This is a genomic window from Vibrio sp. 1401 (assembly GCF_033340295.1).
Map to the genome: position 1 here is coordinate 72507 of NZ_JAWOWF010000008.1, position 15619 is coordinate 88125.

10 protein-coding genes and 4 tRNA genes are annotated in these 15619 nt (G+C 44.2%); 3 read left to right on the forward strand and 11 right to left on the reverse strand.

Annotated features, from left to right (window positions below; translation table 11 throughout):
• Positions 1 to 2 precede the first annotated feature (2 nt).
• Positions 3 to 905, forward strand: a complete 903-nt coding sequence (locus R7Z77_RS06730; RefSeq protein ID WP_005376815.1) for a DUF3943 domain-containing protein — start codon at positions 3 to 5, stop codon at positions 903 to 905.
• 222 nt (positions 906 to 1127) lie between these two features.
• On the forward strand, positions 1128 to 1640 hold the full coding sequence (locus tag R7Z77_RS06735; protein ID WP_005376814.1) for a glycine cleavage system protein R: 513 nt from the start codon (positions 1128 to 1130) through the stop codon (positions 1638 to 1640).
• 77 nt (positions 1641 to 1717) lie between these two features.
• On the opposite strand, the gene nspC is transcribed toward R7Z77_RS06735, so the two are convergent.
• The 10 genes from nspC to uvrY all read right to left on the reverse strand — a co-directional run bounded on the left by nspC (position 1718) and on the right by uvrY (position 11978).
• Entirely contained in the window at positions 1718 to 2851 is a 1134-nt protein-coding gene (nspC, locus tag R7Z77_RS06740) for a carboxynorspermidine decarboxylase (protein ID WP_025767273.1), read from the reverse strand.
• 103 nt (positions 2852 to 2954) lie between these two features.
• Positions 2955 to 4199, reverse strand: coding sequence for a carboxynorspermidine synthase (locus R7Z77_RS06745; protein WP_170891606.1), 1245 nt, complete (start codon positions 4197 to 4199; stop codon positions 2955 to 2957).
• Positions 4200 to 4217: 18 nt separating this feature from the next.
• Positions 4218 to 7094, reverse strand: a complete 2877-nt coding sequence (locus R7Z77_RS06750; protein ID WP_213967811.1) for a pyridoxal phosphate-dependent class III aminotransferase — start codon at positions 7092 to 7094, stop codon at positions 4218 to 4220.
• Positions 7095 to 7992: 898 nt separating this feature from the next.
• Positions 7993 to 8068: transfer RNA gene (locus tag R7Z77_RS06755), tRNA-Gly, on the reverse strand.
• 13 nt (positions 8069 to 8081) lie between these two features.
• Positions 8082 to 8168 (reverse strand) — tRNA-Leu (locus R7Z77_RS06760).
• 77 nt (positions 8169 to 8245) lie between these two features.
• Positions 8246 to 8321, reverse strand: a tRNA-Gly gene (locus R7Z77_RS06765).
• Between the two features lie 37 nt (positions 8322 to 8358).
• Positions 8359 to 8432 (reverse strand) — tRNA-Cys (locus tag R7Z77_RS06770).
• 463 nt (positions 8433 to 8895) lie between these two features.
• On the reverse strand, positions 8896 to 9453 hold the full coding sequence (gene pgsA, locus R7Z77_RS06775; protein ID WP_005394805.1) for a CDP-diacylglycerol--glycerol-3-phosphate 3-phosphatidyltransferase: 558 nt from the start codon (positions 9451 to 9453) through the stop codon (positions 8896 to 8898).
• Positions 9454 to 9499: 46 nt separating this feature from the next.
• Complete coding sequence (gene uvrC, locus R7Z77_RS06780; protein WP_025998705.1) at positions 9500 to 11332, reverse strand: excinuclease ABC subunit UvrC; 1833 nt, start codon at positions 11330 to 11332, stop codon at positions 9500 to 9502.
• 1 nt (position 11333) lies between these two features.
• Positions 11334 to 11978, reverse strand: coding sequence for a UvrY/SirA/GacA family response regulator transcription factor (uvrY, locus tag R7Z77_RS06785; RefSeq protein ID WP_005386783.1), 645 nt, complete (start codon positions 11976 to 11978; stop codon positions 11334 to 11336).
• 426 nt (positions 11979 to 12404) lie between these two features.
• Here uvrY and R7Z77_RS06790 point away from each other — a divergent pair, with 426 nt between their 5' ends.
• Positions 12405 to 14768, forward strand: coding sequence for a DNA polymerase II (locus tag R7Z77_RS06790; protein ID WP_213967812.1), 2364 nt, complete (start codon positions 12405 to 12407; stop codon positions 14766 to 14768).
• Here the strand turns inward: R7Z77_RS06790 and R7Z77_RS06795 are convergent.
• Entirely contained in the window at positions 14765 to 15532 is a 768-nt protein-coding gene (locus R7Z77_RS06795; protein WP_064354136.1) for a hypothetical protein, read from the reverse strand. The genes R7Z77_RS06790 and R7Z77_RS06795 overlap by 4 nt on opposite strands.
• Positions 15533 to 15619: the final 87 nt, after the last annotated feature.

Genomic DNA, 15619 nt, shown 5'->3' on the forward strand with positions numbered 1-15619 from the left:
CCATGTTCAAGACGACTCTAACAGGCCTTTGCTTGGCTTCGTCAGCGCTTGCGCACGCAAGTCACTATGATCTAAGCCGTCATACAGAGTTTTCTTACACACCTGATTGCTTGTCAGGTTACTGCGAAACGACGACTCTGTACACCTTCGAGGCTCAAAATCGCGGTGTTATGTATGAACAGAATAATGATGATTCGCTAAACCTTGACGCAGGGCTTCAGCCTAAACATCTCATCATCCCTCAAGATAAAGACTGGGATTACCTGATGGGTCAAACCTACACCATTCTAGGTCTCAGTATCGCGACCGTAGGCATGATGACTTTTCTTCCAGAAAGTATCACCAAATGGGACGAAGAAGACCGAGACATGAGTAAGTTGGGGCAAAAGTGGAAAGATAATGTCTCTGACGGCCCTGTTTGGGATCGCGATGAACATGTCCTCAACTACATCATGCACCCATATTTTGGCGGCGTTTACTACACGGCAGCACGTCACGCTGGCTATAATGAATTTCAGTCGTTTTTGTACTCCGCAACTATGTCGACGTTCTTTTGGGAGTATGGCGTGGAGGCGTTCGCAGAAGTACCATCTTGGCAGGATATTTTTATCACACCATTCTTTGGTGCTGTTGTTGGTGAAATGATGTTAACGGCTGAGCAAGACATTATTGCAAACGGCGGCGAAGTTATGGGCTCTGAAACCGCAGGTGATGTTTCGCTCTTCTTCTTAAACCCTGTTGGACATATTCATTATTGGGTAACTGATGCATGGGGCGGTAGTGCAGAACTACAATTCAATTCATCACCTTGGTTTGGAAACCAAGATGTTGCAAAATTCGCCATGGACGCAGGCGCAAACTATGACAGTCAATTTTATGGTGTCGAGTTAAAAGTAACCTTCTAATCCTAAGTTGATACTCGGTAAAAAGCAGCCTTACGATGGCTGCTTTTTTTGTGCTCTGAACATTGTTTTAATTATTTGCATCACGAATTAGTGTTAAAAATTGACTTTCATCAAACATTACCCGCCCTTAGCACCTACACTAAATAAAAGGATTTATTCCAATAACTTAAGTAGCACGTTTATTCGTACTGCGTCCAAACCTTGATTCCAGGAGGGGACATTATGAACACCGTATTTATTGTTAATTTTGTCGGACAAGCGTCACCCGCCACGATTAAAGAGCTCGCTGCAATCACACACGAAAACGGCGGGAAATGGCTGATCAGCAAAGTAAACTTTATCGAAGACCAAGTTGCAGGTGTCATCAAAGTAGAGCTTCCAAGAGAAAATGCCGACATCGTTAAACAGGCGTTCTCTTCTTGTCAGACTCTTGTTGTTAGGTTCGTCGACTCTGAACCTCATTCATATCGTGAAGACACTATCTTCCAACTTCGTTTAGATGCCAACGATAGAGCGGGTATTGTGAATGAAATTACTCACGTTCTCGATAATCAAGGTATCTCAATTTTAGATATGGATTGTCAGCGTGTATTCATTGCTGGAGGCGGAGGGGTAAGCTCTAGCTTATTCAGCGCTAAAATGGCGATAAAACTACCTAGCGAGCTAGAAATTGAAGACATAGCCAATGAGTTAGAATCTCTGAGTGAAGACACTCGTGTAATTGTAGAAAGCTAACTGCATACCTTTAACGCTTCCCCAATAAAAAGAGCAGCAATTCAGCTGCTCTTTGTCGTTCTAATACTCAATACGTTTTATTTCACTGACCACTGAGACAGTGAACGTTTGAAATCAGAGTAGTCAAATTCATTCAGTTTTTGAATGTCACCATTCGAGCGTTCACAGTAGACCGACGGCATACGTAGACCGTTAAACCAGTTCAGTTTCACCATGGTGTAACCGGCACTATCTAGAATATGCAGACGCTGTCCTATCTCTAGAGGCTGTTCGAAGTTCGCCACGCAGAACTGGTCACCAGCCAAACAAGAGCACGAGCCGATCACATACTCATGTTCACCATTTTCAGATGCTTCAAGAATTGACGCTGGCTCATTGTAGATCAACGTATCTAAGCGGTGAGCTTCTGTGGCTGAATCGACAATCGCCGTCTTCTTTACGTTCTCTACAATATCAACCACTGTTACAACGAGATCAGTTGTCTTAGTAATTATCGCTTCACCCGGCTCTAAATACATTTGTACGCCGTGTTTCTCTGAGAACGCTTTAAGTGCTAACCCCAACTTCTCGATATCGTACCCCGGCCATGTGAAGAACACGCCGCCGCCCATGCTTACCCAGTCCAGCTTATCTAGGTACTCGCCAAACTGATCTGAAATAGCATCGAGTAAGCCGATAAACGCATCCACGTCTTTGTTCTCACAGTTCATGTGGAACATTACGCCATCAATACCATCAAAAATTTCCGGTTTGATGTGATCAGCCTGAACACCAAGACGAGAGAATTGACGCGCTGGGTTTGCTAAGTCTTGCCCTGCATAGCTCACACCTGGGTTTAGGCGCAAGCCAATCGATGCTTTGCCTTCGACAATATGACGATAAGCCGCTAGCTGTGACTGAGAGTTAAAGATCATCTTGTCACAGATGTCCGCCACATCGCGAACGTCATCTTCGCTGTAACCCACACTGTATGCGTGTGTCTCACCACCGAACGTTTCGTAGCCAAGCTTCACTTCAAACGGGCCAGAACTTGTTGTTCCGTCTAGGTAAGGCTTGATGATGTCGAATACACCCCATGTTGAGAAGCACTTCAGTGCTAATACAAGCTTCACACCAGAGATGTCTTTTAGCTGTTTTGCTTTCTCTAGGTTCTCAATCAGCTTGTCTTCATTGATCATGAAGTATGGCGTTTTTAGTTCGTTTTGTTGCATTTTGATACCTTACGTCCCTTCGCCTTAGCAAAGACACTATAAAATCGAACAAAGCCGACGCAAGTGCATCGGCTTAAACGTACAAATAAGAGTCGCTAAATTCTTACTTCAATTTATGGATAACAGGTTGTCCTGGATCCAGTTCTTGAACATGCCAATCTAGACCAATAGATGGCATGGTTTCTAGGAATGGGTCTGGATCTAGCTGCTCCATGTTGAACACGCCTTTGTCTGCCCATTTGCCACGGAAGAACTGCAAAGCCGCAGTGATCGCTGGTACGCCAGTGGTGTATGAGATAGCTTGGTGTTCAACATCTTCGTATGCGACTTCGTGATCAGCGTTGTTGTAAATAAATACACTGCGCTCTTTACCATCTTTCTTACCTTGAACCCAAGTACCGATACACGTTAGGCCAGTGTAGCCTGGCGCGAGTGATGTTGGATCTGGTAGTAGTGCTTTTAGCACGTGCAAAGGTTGAACAACCGTACCGTCATGAAGCGTTAGTGGATCTGGGCTGAGTAGACCGATGTCGCGCATCACATTGAAGTAGTTTAGGTAACGGTCACCAAAGCCCATCCAGAATTCGATGCGTTTCGCCGGGATGAACTCTTGCATAGATCGAACTTCGTCGTGCGCCATTGAGTACACTTTGTGTGAACCACAATTCGGGAATTCAAACTCAAGCATACGTGAGTGACAAGGTACTTGTTTCCACTCGCCGTTTTCCCAGTAGAACGAATCGCCTTGAATCTCAAGCATGTTCGTTTCTGGATCAAAGTTAGTTGCGAACTTCTTACCGTGGTCGCCTGCGTTTACATCCATTACGTCGATAGTATCGATTTCATCGAACAGATGTTTCACTGCGTATGCGGCAAACACCGATACTACGCCCGGATCGAAACCAGCACCAAGAATACCTGTAATGCCCGCTTCTTCAAACTTCTCACGGTAACCCCACTGCCAATCGTAAGCTTGAGGTACTTGTTGGCCTTCAGAGCACAAATCAACCGCAACAGATGTATCAAGGTATGACACTTTAGCTTGGTAACATGCTTCCATAATAGACATGTTCACCCAAGGAGGACCTGCGTTGATCACTAAGTCAGGTTGTACTTCTTTAATTAAAGCAACTAAAGAATCTACGTCGTCCGCGTTTACCGCTCGCGCTTCTAATTTCTTAGTTGAATCTTTCAGATTGTTTTTCTTCTGAATCGATTCGATGATTTTCTCACACTTACCTACGGTACGTGATGCGATTGTGATATCACCCAGAACGTCGTTGTTTTGTGCTGCTTTATGTGCAACTACCCAGCCAACGCCGCCTGCACCAATCTGTAGAATTGCCATAGTTTTCCGTTACCTTTGTTAAACTAGCTCTGCCGCTAGCGTATTGATTTTTGAGAGCAAAGATTCAAAGTCCACCGTCGTCAGACACGGGTTCAAAATCGTAAATTTCAATGCAGTTTTATCGTCGACAATGGTTTCACCCAATACCGCGATACCGCGTGTTAACGCTTCTAAGCGCAACGTTTTGTTCAGTTCATCAAGATCCGCTGATTCATGTGTCGCGCGGAACAGAACCGTAGATAGTGATGGTTCAGCCAACAACTCAAAGTGTTTGTTATCTCGAATCATGTCCGCCACTTCAAGCGTCTGTTCAAGCAAATGATCATACATATCGCCTAGGGCTTTTGGCCCTACGCTTTGCATCGTCATAAACACTTTGAGCGCATCAAAACGCTTAGTTGTCGCAATAGACTTATCCACCAAGTTCGGTAGTTCGTCGTGTTCGCGGTTCAAATAGTCTGCATGGTGAAGCAGGAATTTAAAGTTAGACTTGTCATTTACCAATAGCGCACCACAACTGATGGTTTGGTAAAACAGCTTATGGAAGTCTACGCTGATGGAATGTGCACGCTCACAACCTTTCAGACGCGCTTTTTGGCTACTTAGAATCAGAGCTCCACCGTATGCACCGTCGACGTGCATCCACATGTCATGTTTCGCTGCGATATCGGCGATAAAGTCTAAGTCATCAATAGCACCGTGATCCGTTGTACCCGCAGTGCCAACAATGGCAAATGGGATTAAACCTTCTGCTTTGGCCTGATTGAGAACTTCGTCTAACTTAGTGACATCCATCGTTCCATCGGCATTAGCATCGACGGCCATGACCGCTTTTTCCCCCAATCCCATCCAAGACGCTGATTTTTGAACCGTGAAGTGGGATTTTTTCGAACATACAATACGTAGCTTGTCTGCGTATTCAGGAAGGCCAAGCTTTTGAATTGAGTGTGCACTGAGTTTGTCAGCAATCCAATCTCGCGCAAGCATCAAACCCATTTGGTTACTTTGCGTGCCGCCGCTCGTGAAGATACCGTCCGCTTTTTCACCTAACTCATATTTATCGCATAGCCAGTTCACAACTTTCTGTTCAACATAAGTCGCTGATGAAGCTTGATCCCATGAGTCCATCGACTGGTTCAAAGCCGCAATCATTGCCTCTGCCGCAATCGCTGGCATCAACGGTGGAGTATGCAGGTGAGCAATACAATCTGGATGTTGAGTAAAAATTGCGTTTTTCGCGACCAGATCAGCAGCATCGTCGATAACGGATTTAAGAGGCGCATTTCCATTATCAAGATCAACGTCGTGAATTGCTGCTTCCAATGCTTTTGGATCCATACCTGAATACGGTGCAGTCACTTGTTCAAACACTGACTTCATTGCCGTAGTAGTGTGATTCATCACCGAAGCAAATTCATTGCTGCCCATCTCTCCAGTGTGGATGAAATGCTTCTTCCATTCATCTTGTGGCTGAGTTTCGATGTGACTACCGCCAGCGGCTAAAATCGCGTCTTCAAATACACGTAAAGCAAAGTCGATTTGCTCAAACGAGATGATAAGAGGAGGAAGGAAACGAATTACTGCGCCTTCGCGTCCACCTTTCTCAACGATCAAGCCACGCTCGAGTGCTGCGCGTTGAATAGAAAGTGTAAGTTCACTATCCGCTTGAGGTTCACCAAATTTATTGAGCTCACCGTTTGGAGTTTTAATCTCCACGCCTAGCATCAAACCTTTGCCACGAACCTCTGCGATACAGTTCACACGCTTTTGAATACTTTCAAGGCCGTAGCGCAAGTACTGACCCGCAATATTGGCATGCTCAACAAGATTATCACGCTGGATAATTTCTAATGCTTTCGCACCAGAGACCATGGCTAACTGGTTACCACGAAATGTACCTGTGTGCTCGCCCGGCTTCCATGTATCATGTTGCTTATTGATAACCAATAGCGACATTGGTAATCCACCGCCAATTGCTTTTGATAAACACAGAATATCTGGAACAATGCCCGACTCTTCGAACGCGAAATTGTAGCCAGTTTTACCAACACCACACTGGATCTCATCGAAGATCAGTAAGATACCGTGTTCATCACAAATACGACGTAACTCTCGTAGCCAGAATGCTGGCGCAGGAACAACACCACCCTCACCTTGCACTGGCTCCACGATAATCGCGGCAGGCTTCATAATGCCTGACTCATCATCGTTTAAAAGACGATCGATATAGCGAATACTTGCTTTCGCACCTTCATCACCGCCAAGCCCAAAAGGACAACGCAGGTTGTATGGGAAAGGCATAAAGTGCACATCCGACATCAAACCAGTTCGACGCGCTTTCGTGCCTAAGTTACCCATCATCCCCATCGTACCATTAGTCATACCATGGTATGCGCCACGGAAGGCAAACATAGTGTTGCGACCGGTAGTCTGTTTCGCGAGCTTGATAGCAGCTTCAACCGCATCAGCTCCAGACGGGCCACAAAATTGGATAACGCTGTTCTCGCTTAACTCTTGAGGAAGAAAAGATTTAACAGATTGAATAAACGTCGTTTTTGCTGATGTTGCAATATCTAGCGTCTGATATGGCAGTCCTGAATCTAATTGCTCTTTCAGAGCTTGGTTTATTTCAGGATGGTTATACCCCAAAGCTAGAGTGCCTGCCCCCGCAAGGCAGTCTAGAAAGATCTGTCCACGCGTATCTTCAACCAAGCACCCAAAGGCTTGTTTAATTGCGATCGGCAAACGACGTGGATAAGAACGTACTTCAGATTCATGCTCAGCCTGATCAATCAATACTTGATCTGGCGTTAAGTCATACGTTCCCTCAACGATAGGAACCTGAGACGAAAAAATGTTTGCGATATTGCTATCGACTTCAAAGGCAGTGCTCATACTACATAATCCCTTGAATTATAATAATTCTGTATCCTGTATTAATAATCATTAGAATGAAATTACAGGAGGTGTGAATACCCCTCCGCATTTGTCAGTGCATAAATGACAAATACAGATCATCCACCACGATACTCGCGGCTTTATATGTAAAAGGGATTAATCAAGGTTCTGTAATGCACCCGTTTTGTAAAACAGGACATTTCGGCAGTATGAAGCTGATTAGTGTGTGTTTATTCAAAGGTTTCAATGTTGGGTTTCCCATTAATATGCCGCGTTTACAGCATTAGTATCCCGTCTATCGACAAAAGGCTTTGCCGATACCTACCCTACGCAGTGTCACAATCAGCTTGAATGGTCACTACGCGTATCCCCCAGAGATCAAACGTTGTTAATTACGCTCCGAGATTGCGCGCGAATTTATCACAAAATAAAATCTTCTGGCAACGATTTTTCATATTAGTAACAGTGATGTAAATCACAACAAAACATACCCCATTGCAACTCACATGTTCATATTCATGAGCTATGCTTTTCTGCTTCTCTCAAATAGCTGTTATTTAAACAAATATTCTTGAGATATCATCACCTCATCTAAACAGAGGTTTAAGGTTGTGCTGCTTAATCGTAAAACATTCCTTTCTATATCCGGAACATTTAAAAAGATAGCATTCTCGTCACAGCTTTGCCTGGTTCAAGAGTGGTTATTCTCCACAAGTGATGGTTTAAACATAGACTAGTAGGAATGGCTAAGATGCTTTGCAATGGCAGAATGAACAATCACTTGAGTCAATGAGACAAAGGGTTCGTTACTTAACGAAGTCTGTGACAGAAAAGAAGTTTGAGATTTTCAAAAAATACGAAAAAGGCCTAACATTTTCATGTTAGGCCTTAAATCTGGAGCGACACACGAGGTTCGAACTCGTGACCTCAACCTTGGCAAGGTTGCGCTCTACCAACTGAGCTAGTGTCGCATTTAATATGAGATGGTGCCCCGGGCCGGACTTGAACCGGCACAACGCGAACGTCGAGGGATTTTAAATCCCTTGTGTCTACCAATTCCACCACCAGGGCACACAAATATTCTTTGTGATGCCTTTACAGAAAAGTAAAACACCATCTGATACCGCTAATGCCATATCAATAAAACTTGGAGCGACACACGAGGTTCGAACTCGTGACCTCAACCTTGGCAAGGTTGCGCTCTACCAACTGAGCTAGTGTCGCATTCATTCTCGAAAGCCATTCGCTCTCAAAAGAATAATGGAGGCGCCTCCCGGAGTCGAACCGAGGTCCACGGATTTGCAATCCGCTGCATAGCCACTCTGCCAAGGCGCCTAATTTGTGAATAAAGCTAAGCTTTTTCACAACCCTTTTGAGCCGCGCTCTCTTGGGTACGGGATGCATTCTACGGATTCGAGCGATCGAGTCAACACTATTTTTATTTTTTTAAATCGTTTGACTAGAATTTGTGCGAAAGACGATGGATTGCTTAGTTTTAATACTAAAAATCGCTTAAATACACTTGTTTATCATAAAACTTTGGCTACGCCTTACACTGCTGGCCGTGCGTTGCGTGCATTGAAGTATTAATAATCAGAAGACTCGCCTCTCTAAGACTCTCCAAGGACAAAAACAAGACTTAGATCACAAATAGAACTCTATCGAAGCAAAAGCCCCAGATACAAATTGCAAACATGGCCGTTAGCAAGCATTGAAAAGCGAGAGAAGCCAAAAAATGCTGTAGATTGTCTTAGATACAAAAAAGCAGGCTATTAAGCCTGCTTTCTAACATCAGAATTTAATGGTGCTCTTCATTCAACAGATCGTCTTTCGCAGCAGCCAAATATTGAATCATTGACCAATATGTCAAGAAAGTTGCCACATACAAGGCCGCAAAGCCTAGCCAAACCATCCATTCATCGTAACGCCATATCAACACCCATAAGGCGAACATTTGCGAAACAGTTTTTACTTTGCCAACCCAAGATACCGCAACACTTGCTCGCTTACCGATTTCAGCCATCCATTCTCGCAATGCTGAGATAATGATTTCTCGCGCAATCATCGTTACCGCAGGAATGGTCACCCAAATTGAATGATAATGTTCCGTGATTAGAATCAATGCCGTTGCCACTAGCACTTTATCAGCGACAGGATCAATAAACGCGCCAAAACGAGAAGTTTGGCCAAGTTTACGGGCCAACATGCCGTCAAGCCAGTCAGTAAAACCCGCTACCCAAAACACCATTGCTGCTGCAAACGGTGCCCATGAATAAGGTAGATAAAAGACAACCACAAAAACAGGGATTAGGAACAGTCTAAGAAGAGACAGAATGTTCGGGATATTCAAACGCATTTTATTATTCTCTTACACATTGCGGCTTAATGTTGCGCGATTTTCCTTATTGTTTCAATGCTTGGAAAATAATTTCTGCTAAAGAGTGACTTATTCCCGGTACTTTGGCGATTTCTTCGACACTTGCACGTTTAAGTTCTTGTAACCCACCCATGTACTTGAGTAACGCCTGACGTCGTTTAGGGCCGATTCCCTCAATCCCTTCGAGTGCACTCGTACGTCTGGTTTTACCTCGCTTAGCACGGTGCCCCGCTATAGCATGGTTATGGCTTTCATCACGAATATGTTGGATAAGGTGCAGCGCAGGAGCATCGCTTGGTAAATGAAACTCCTCCCCATCGACTGTAATCAGCGTTTCTAAACCTGGTTTGCGAGTAACGCCTTTTGCAATACCAATCATGATGGGACGCTTTGGCCAATCCCCCCAATATTGCGAAATGATGTCATGCGCACGATTTAACTGACCTTTACCGCCATCGATAAAGATGATGTCGGGAATTTTCTCTACGTCCAATTGCTTCGAATAACGGCGCTCCAACGCTTGTCCCATTGCTGCGTAATCATCACCACCGGTAATCCCAGTAATGTTGTAGCGACGATACTCTTGCTTTACGGGGCCTTCGTTGTTGAACACCACACATGACGCAATCGTGCTTTCCCCCATCGTATGGGAGATATCAAAACATTCCATTCGAGCTATAGACTCCAACTTCAATGTTTCGCGAAGCGCATGAAAACGCTGATTAATTGTCATCTTGTGATTGATTTTGGTGGTAATCGCCGTTAGTGCATTCGTGTTCGAAAGCTTGAGATACCTTGCTCGAGAGCCAGTTGGCGACGTATGAAAATGAACCTTACGGCCTGCCACTTCACTTAACGCTTTCTGTATTGGCGCAATATCTTCTGCCAACTCTTGATTCAAAATAATACGAGAAGGAATTGTACGTGCTTCGTTATGGCTCAAATAGTATTGAGTCAGAAAACTATCGAACACTTCCTGCTGGCTTGTATTTTGTGGGATTTTCGGAAAATGGCTACGGCTACCAAGCACTTTGCCTTGGCGTATCATCAGGATATGGATACACGCGATACCATTCTCCTGAGCAAACCCGAGTACATCCATATCATCCATGCTGTCTTCTGAGACGTACTGCTGCTCTTGAACACGCCTAATCGCTTGGATTTGATCGCGAAATTTAGCGGCATCTTCAAAGCGCAATTGCTGACTGGCAACTTCCATTTTCTCGATCAGTTGTTTGAGTACTTGCTGATCTTTGCCTTGCAAAAACATTCGCACAAAGCCAACCAACTCTGCATATTCTTCATCAGAAATGATGGTATTAACGCATGGTCCTGCACAACGACCAATTTGGTACATCAAACATGGGCGCGTTCGGTTGGAATAGACAGTGTCTTCACACTGGCGCACAGGAAATATCTTTTGCAGCAAATGCAATGTTTCTCTTACTGCACCAGAATCTGGGTAGGGGCCAAAATATTCACCTTTGCGCTTCTTGGCGCCACGGTGGATAGAAAGCCGTGGGTGCTTATGACCGCTAATAAAGATATAAGGGTAAGACTTATCATCTCGCAGCAACACATTGTATTTCGGTAAATACTGCTTGATGTAGTTATGCTCTAAGATCAGCGCTTCTGTCTCAGTGTGAGTCACCGTGACGTCTATTTTGGCGATATTACTGACAAGCGCGCGAGTTTTCTCACTGTCTACTTTTTTTCGAAAGTAGCTTGAAAGGCGCTTTTTAAGGTCTTTGGCTTTACCTACGTAGATTACAACAGCTTCGGCGTTGTACATTCTGTAAACGCCGGGCTGATGAGTTACTGTCTTGAGAAAGGAAGCCGAATCGAAAGGAGGATTCACGCTAAAGGGTCTCGGTGTCCAGCATTCCGTGGCGAATCGCTAAGTGAGTTAACTCAACGTCACCATTAATGTCCAATTTACTAAAGAGTCGGTAGCGATAGCTGTTGACTGTCTTTGGACTTAAATTAAGTTGCTCAGAAATATCCGTTACCTTTTGGCCTTTGGTGATCATAAGCATGATCTGCAATTCACGTTCGGATAAGTCTTTAAAAGGGTTCTCAGAGGCTGGAGAAAATTGACTCAATGCCATCTGCTGCGCAATCTCTGGCGAGATGTAACGCTGCCCACTATTAACTACACGAATCGCATTCACCATTTCGTCAGGGCCAGCACCTTTGGTTAAATAACCAGACGCACCTGCCTGCATCACCTTGGTTGGAAACGGGTTTTCTGTATGAACGGTAAGTACGATGATTTTCACATCAGGATTCACGCGAAGAATTTTTTTAGTGGCTTCCAAGCCGCCAATTCCTGGCATGTTCATGTCCATTAAAACGACGTCAGCATGATTACTGCGACACCATTTTACTGCATCTTCACCGCTGTCAGCTTCTCCTGCTACGTTCATTCCACGGACGTCTTCAATAATACGTCGTATCCCTGTGCGAACCAGCTCGTGATCATCTACAAGGAAAACATTTATCAAACTTGTATCTCCACACTTTGTATTGGTTCTGCACCCACATAACCATTATTTGTTAAATGTGGATATCAGTATGACTGCCTATATACTAACGTAATCGACAAAAAATTGCTTTCTATGAATATGTGCTGAAACGCAAACTTTAGCAAGAACTTATTCATAAACCACTCTATTATTTTAGAGCGTGATGAGCAGAACCGAAATCTAAGAAAAGACAATTAACAACATTAAGTACAATAAATCAAGTAACTAGATTTCATATTGCCCAGAGAAACACGCTATAACTTAAAATGACACTGTCCCTCTTGCACCAAAGACTAACTTGTAATCACTAATTCCAGCAAAAATTGAGACGCTTTCTTTACTGGTTATTTTTACAGTTCTTAGTGTTAAACTAACGTTCTTCAAGTTTTCTAAGGTTTCTCACATTTGAATATCCAACAAGGCTTTCTGCTTACTCGACAGGCACGAGACATCAAAGGTCAAACTCAAATCGAGTTGTGGCTTTCGACAGAAGCAGGTCCTACTCAGTTACTTATTAATGGTGAGAAGCCAGTATTTTTCATCGCTCAGAAACACTCAGAGCAAGCAAAGACACTCGCACGAGAAAAAAACATATTCGTCGACATCCGCCTTTTGGATCTCAAAACGTTTGAACATACGCCTCTTGCTGCCTGCTATACCAATGTAACCAGAGACGCTCTCGCACTCAAAGACACATTCGCTCAAAAAGATATCACTACGTACGAAAGTGATATTCGCCTCGCCGATCGCTACCTAATGGAGCGTTTTATCAAAGGCAGTATCGAGTTTACAGGCAATGTGACTCGCACCAATGGCTACCAACGCGTCCAGAGCGCAAAATGCCGTGCGGGGCAATATGAGCCGAAGTTAAACGTTGTCTCGCTAGATATAGAATGCTCTGAGAAAGGCATTCTTTACTCAATCGGATTAGACAGCGTCATGGATTCCCGCGTTATCATGATCGGAGAAGCAGAACCTTCGGAGACACCGATACAATGGGTTAAGGATGAAAAAGCGCTTCTAGAAGCACTCATCGTTTGGTTTAAACAGTTCGACCCCGATGTCATTGTCGGTTGGAACGTCATTGATTTTGACTTTCGTCTGCTACACAAACGAGCAGAATGGCACAACATGAAGCTAATGCTTGGTAGAGCAGACCAAGCCAGCTTTTTCAGAAGTTCATCTCAAAGCCAACAAGGGTTTATTTCCATTCCAGGGCGAGTTGTAATGGACGGTATCGATACGTTAAAAACGGCGACTTATCACTTTCGGTCTTGGTCATTAGAGTCTGTATCTCAAGAACTCTTAGGGGAAGGGAAAGAAATCCACAACGTTCATGACCGCATGGATGAGATCAATCGTATGTACCGCTCCGACAAACCATCGCTGGCTAAATATAATTTACAAGACTGCGTGTTAGTGAATAAGATTTTCAATCACACTCACCTGCTTGACTTTGCAATAGAGCGCTCTCGTCTCACTGGTGTCGAACTGGATCGTGTCGGCGGTTCGGTTGCAGCATTCACAAACCTATACATGCCTCAGATACACCGAGCAGGCTACGTTGCCCCAAACCTACACCCTGAAAGTTGGATTGCGAGCCCAGGCGGTTACGTGATGGACTCCATCCCTAACCTATATGATTCTGTTTTAGTATTGGATTTTAAGAGTCTATATCCATCGATTATTCGCTCTTTCTTGATTGATCCTATGGGTTTAGTTGAGGGGTTATTGCTCGATATTGGAAAAGAAGAAAATCAGGCTGTACCTGGCTTTCGCGGTGGGCAGTTCCATCGTACGAAACACTTTTTACCAGAAATGATTGAACAGCTTTGGGCAGCACGTGATGTTGCAAAGAAGAACAATGAAAAAGCTTTTTCTCAGGCAATCAAAATCATCATGAACTCCTTTTATGGCGTACTGGGCTCATCGGGATGTCGTTTCTTTGATACTCGGTTAGCTTCTAGTATTACCATGCGCGGACATGAAATCATGAAGCAAACCAAGGTGCTGATCGAGGAGCAAGGATATCAAGTGATTTACGGCGATACGGATTCCACATTCGTGTCGTTGAATCGACCATACAGTCAAGTAGAAGCTGACGCTGTTGGAAATCAATTAGTTGATTACATCAACTCTTGGTGGCAAGAACACCTGCGTTCTGAGTACAACCTAACATCTATGTTGGAAATCGAGTATGAAACCCATTATCGCAGATTCCTTATGCCAACGATTCGTGGCGCAGAAACTGGCTCGAAAAAGCGCTATGCGGGTTTAATCGGTGAAGGAGAGCAAGAACGGATTGTATTTAAAGGGTTAGAAAGTGCCCGTACTGACTGGACCTCGTTAGCACAGAAATTTCAAAATACACTCTATAGCATGATTTTCCATGGTGAAGATCCAAGCGACTATGTCCGAGAGATGGTTGAGAAAACTAACAACGGTGAATTTGATGAACAGTTGGTGTATCAAAAGCGACTGCGCAGAAAACTGCATGAGTATCAGAAGAACGTCCCGCCACAAGTGCGTGCAGCTCGTTTAGCGGATGAGATAAATGCCAAGCTTGGCCGCCCATTACAGTATCAAAACCAAGGACGAATTGAATACATTATTACCGTGAACGGCCCTGAACCTTATGAGTACCTCAATAGCCCGATTGATTATCAACATTACATTGATAAACAACTCAAACCCGTTGCAGATGCGATTCTCCCTTTCATTGGGACGGACTTTGACAGGCTTTCAGCGCCGCAAATGGGGTTGTTTTAGCCGATACGAAACTCTGTTTTCTGGTACTGTTTGACTAACCAATCACCAAACGCATCAATTAGCCCGATAACAGAACGCTTGGGAATCCCCCGGCCAGAAAGTAAAATTTCTAGCCGCTCGATCTCAAGCTGCTTTTCAGGATGATAAGTTAAGAATACCTTGCCACACTCTACGGGGTCATCAAACCAACGTTTATCTCGATACATCACCAAAGAGTATGACGCTCTTAGTAACTTTTTAGCAATCACGCGCTGGGCGGCCACCTGCTCTTCTATCGTCTTCGCTTGTACGATTTTTTTGCGATAAGCCGTAATCCAATCTTCCACATCCATATTCCAGTGCTTAGCAATTTCCCAACTTGGGACGTAATCACCAAAACAGTCTGCTAGATCATCACCATAAACACAGACACAGCAATGCTTAAGCATAAAGCCCCAAGTGAAAATACTGTCTAAATTAGCTACTTCGCTCACTAAGGCTGTACGGACCGATACACCATTAACGTGAGGGTAACTCTGCTGCGCACGCCACTTAATTGTGTTGAGCAAAGTCGCGCTATTGTGCTCAAAGGATGATTGAGTAACGACAACCAAGTCTAAGTTCGACTTCCCAACGATCGCTGTTTTGCGAGCAACACTACCGTATACATAAACGCTGTGTAAGTTTTGCCCCAGTCCACCTTTGAGACAAGCGGTGACTTCCCTAATTAAAGGCGCAAACTCTGGTTGAAATGGTTGTTTAGGATCGATAACAGGCAGAGACATGACTTAAAACGTGTTCTCAGATGGTTCCAGAAGTTGGGCTATATGTTCTCTTAGCCGACTCACCGAATCAAGTCCATTCAGGTGTTT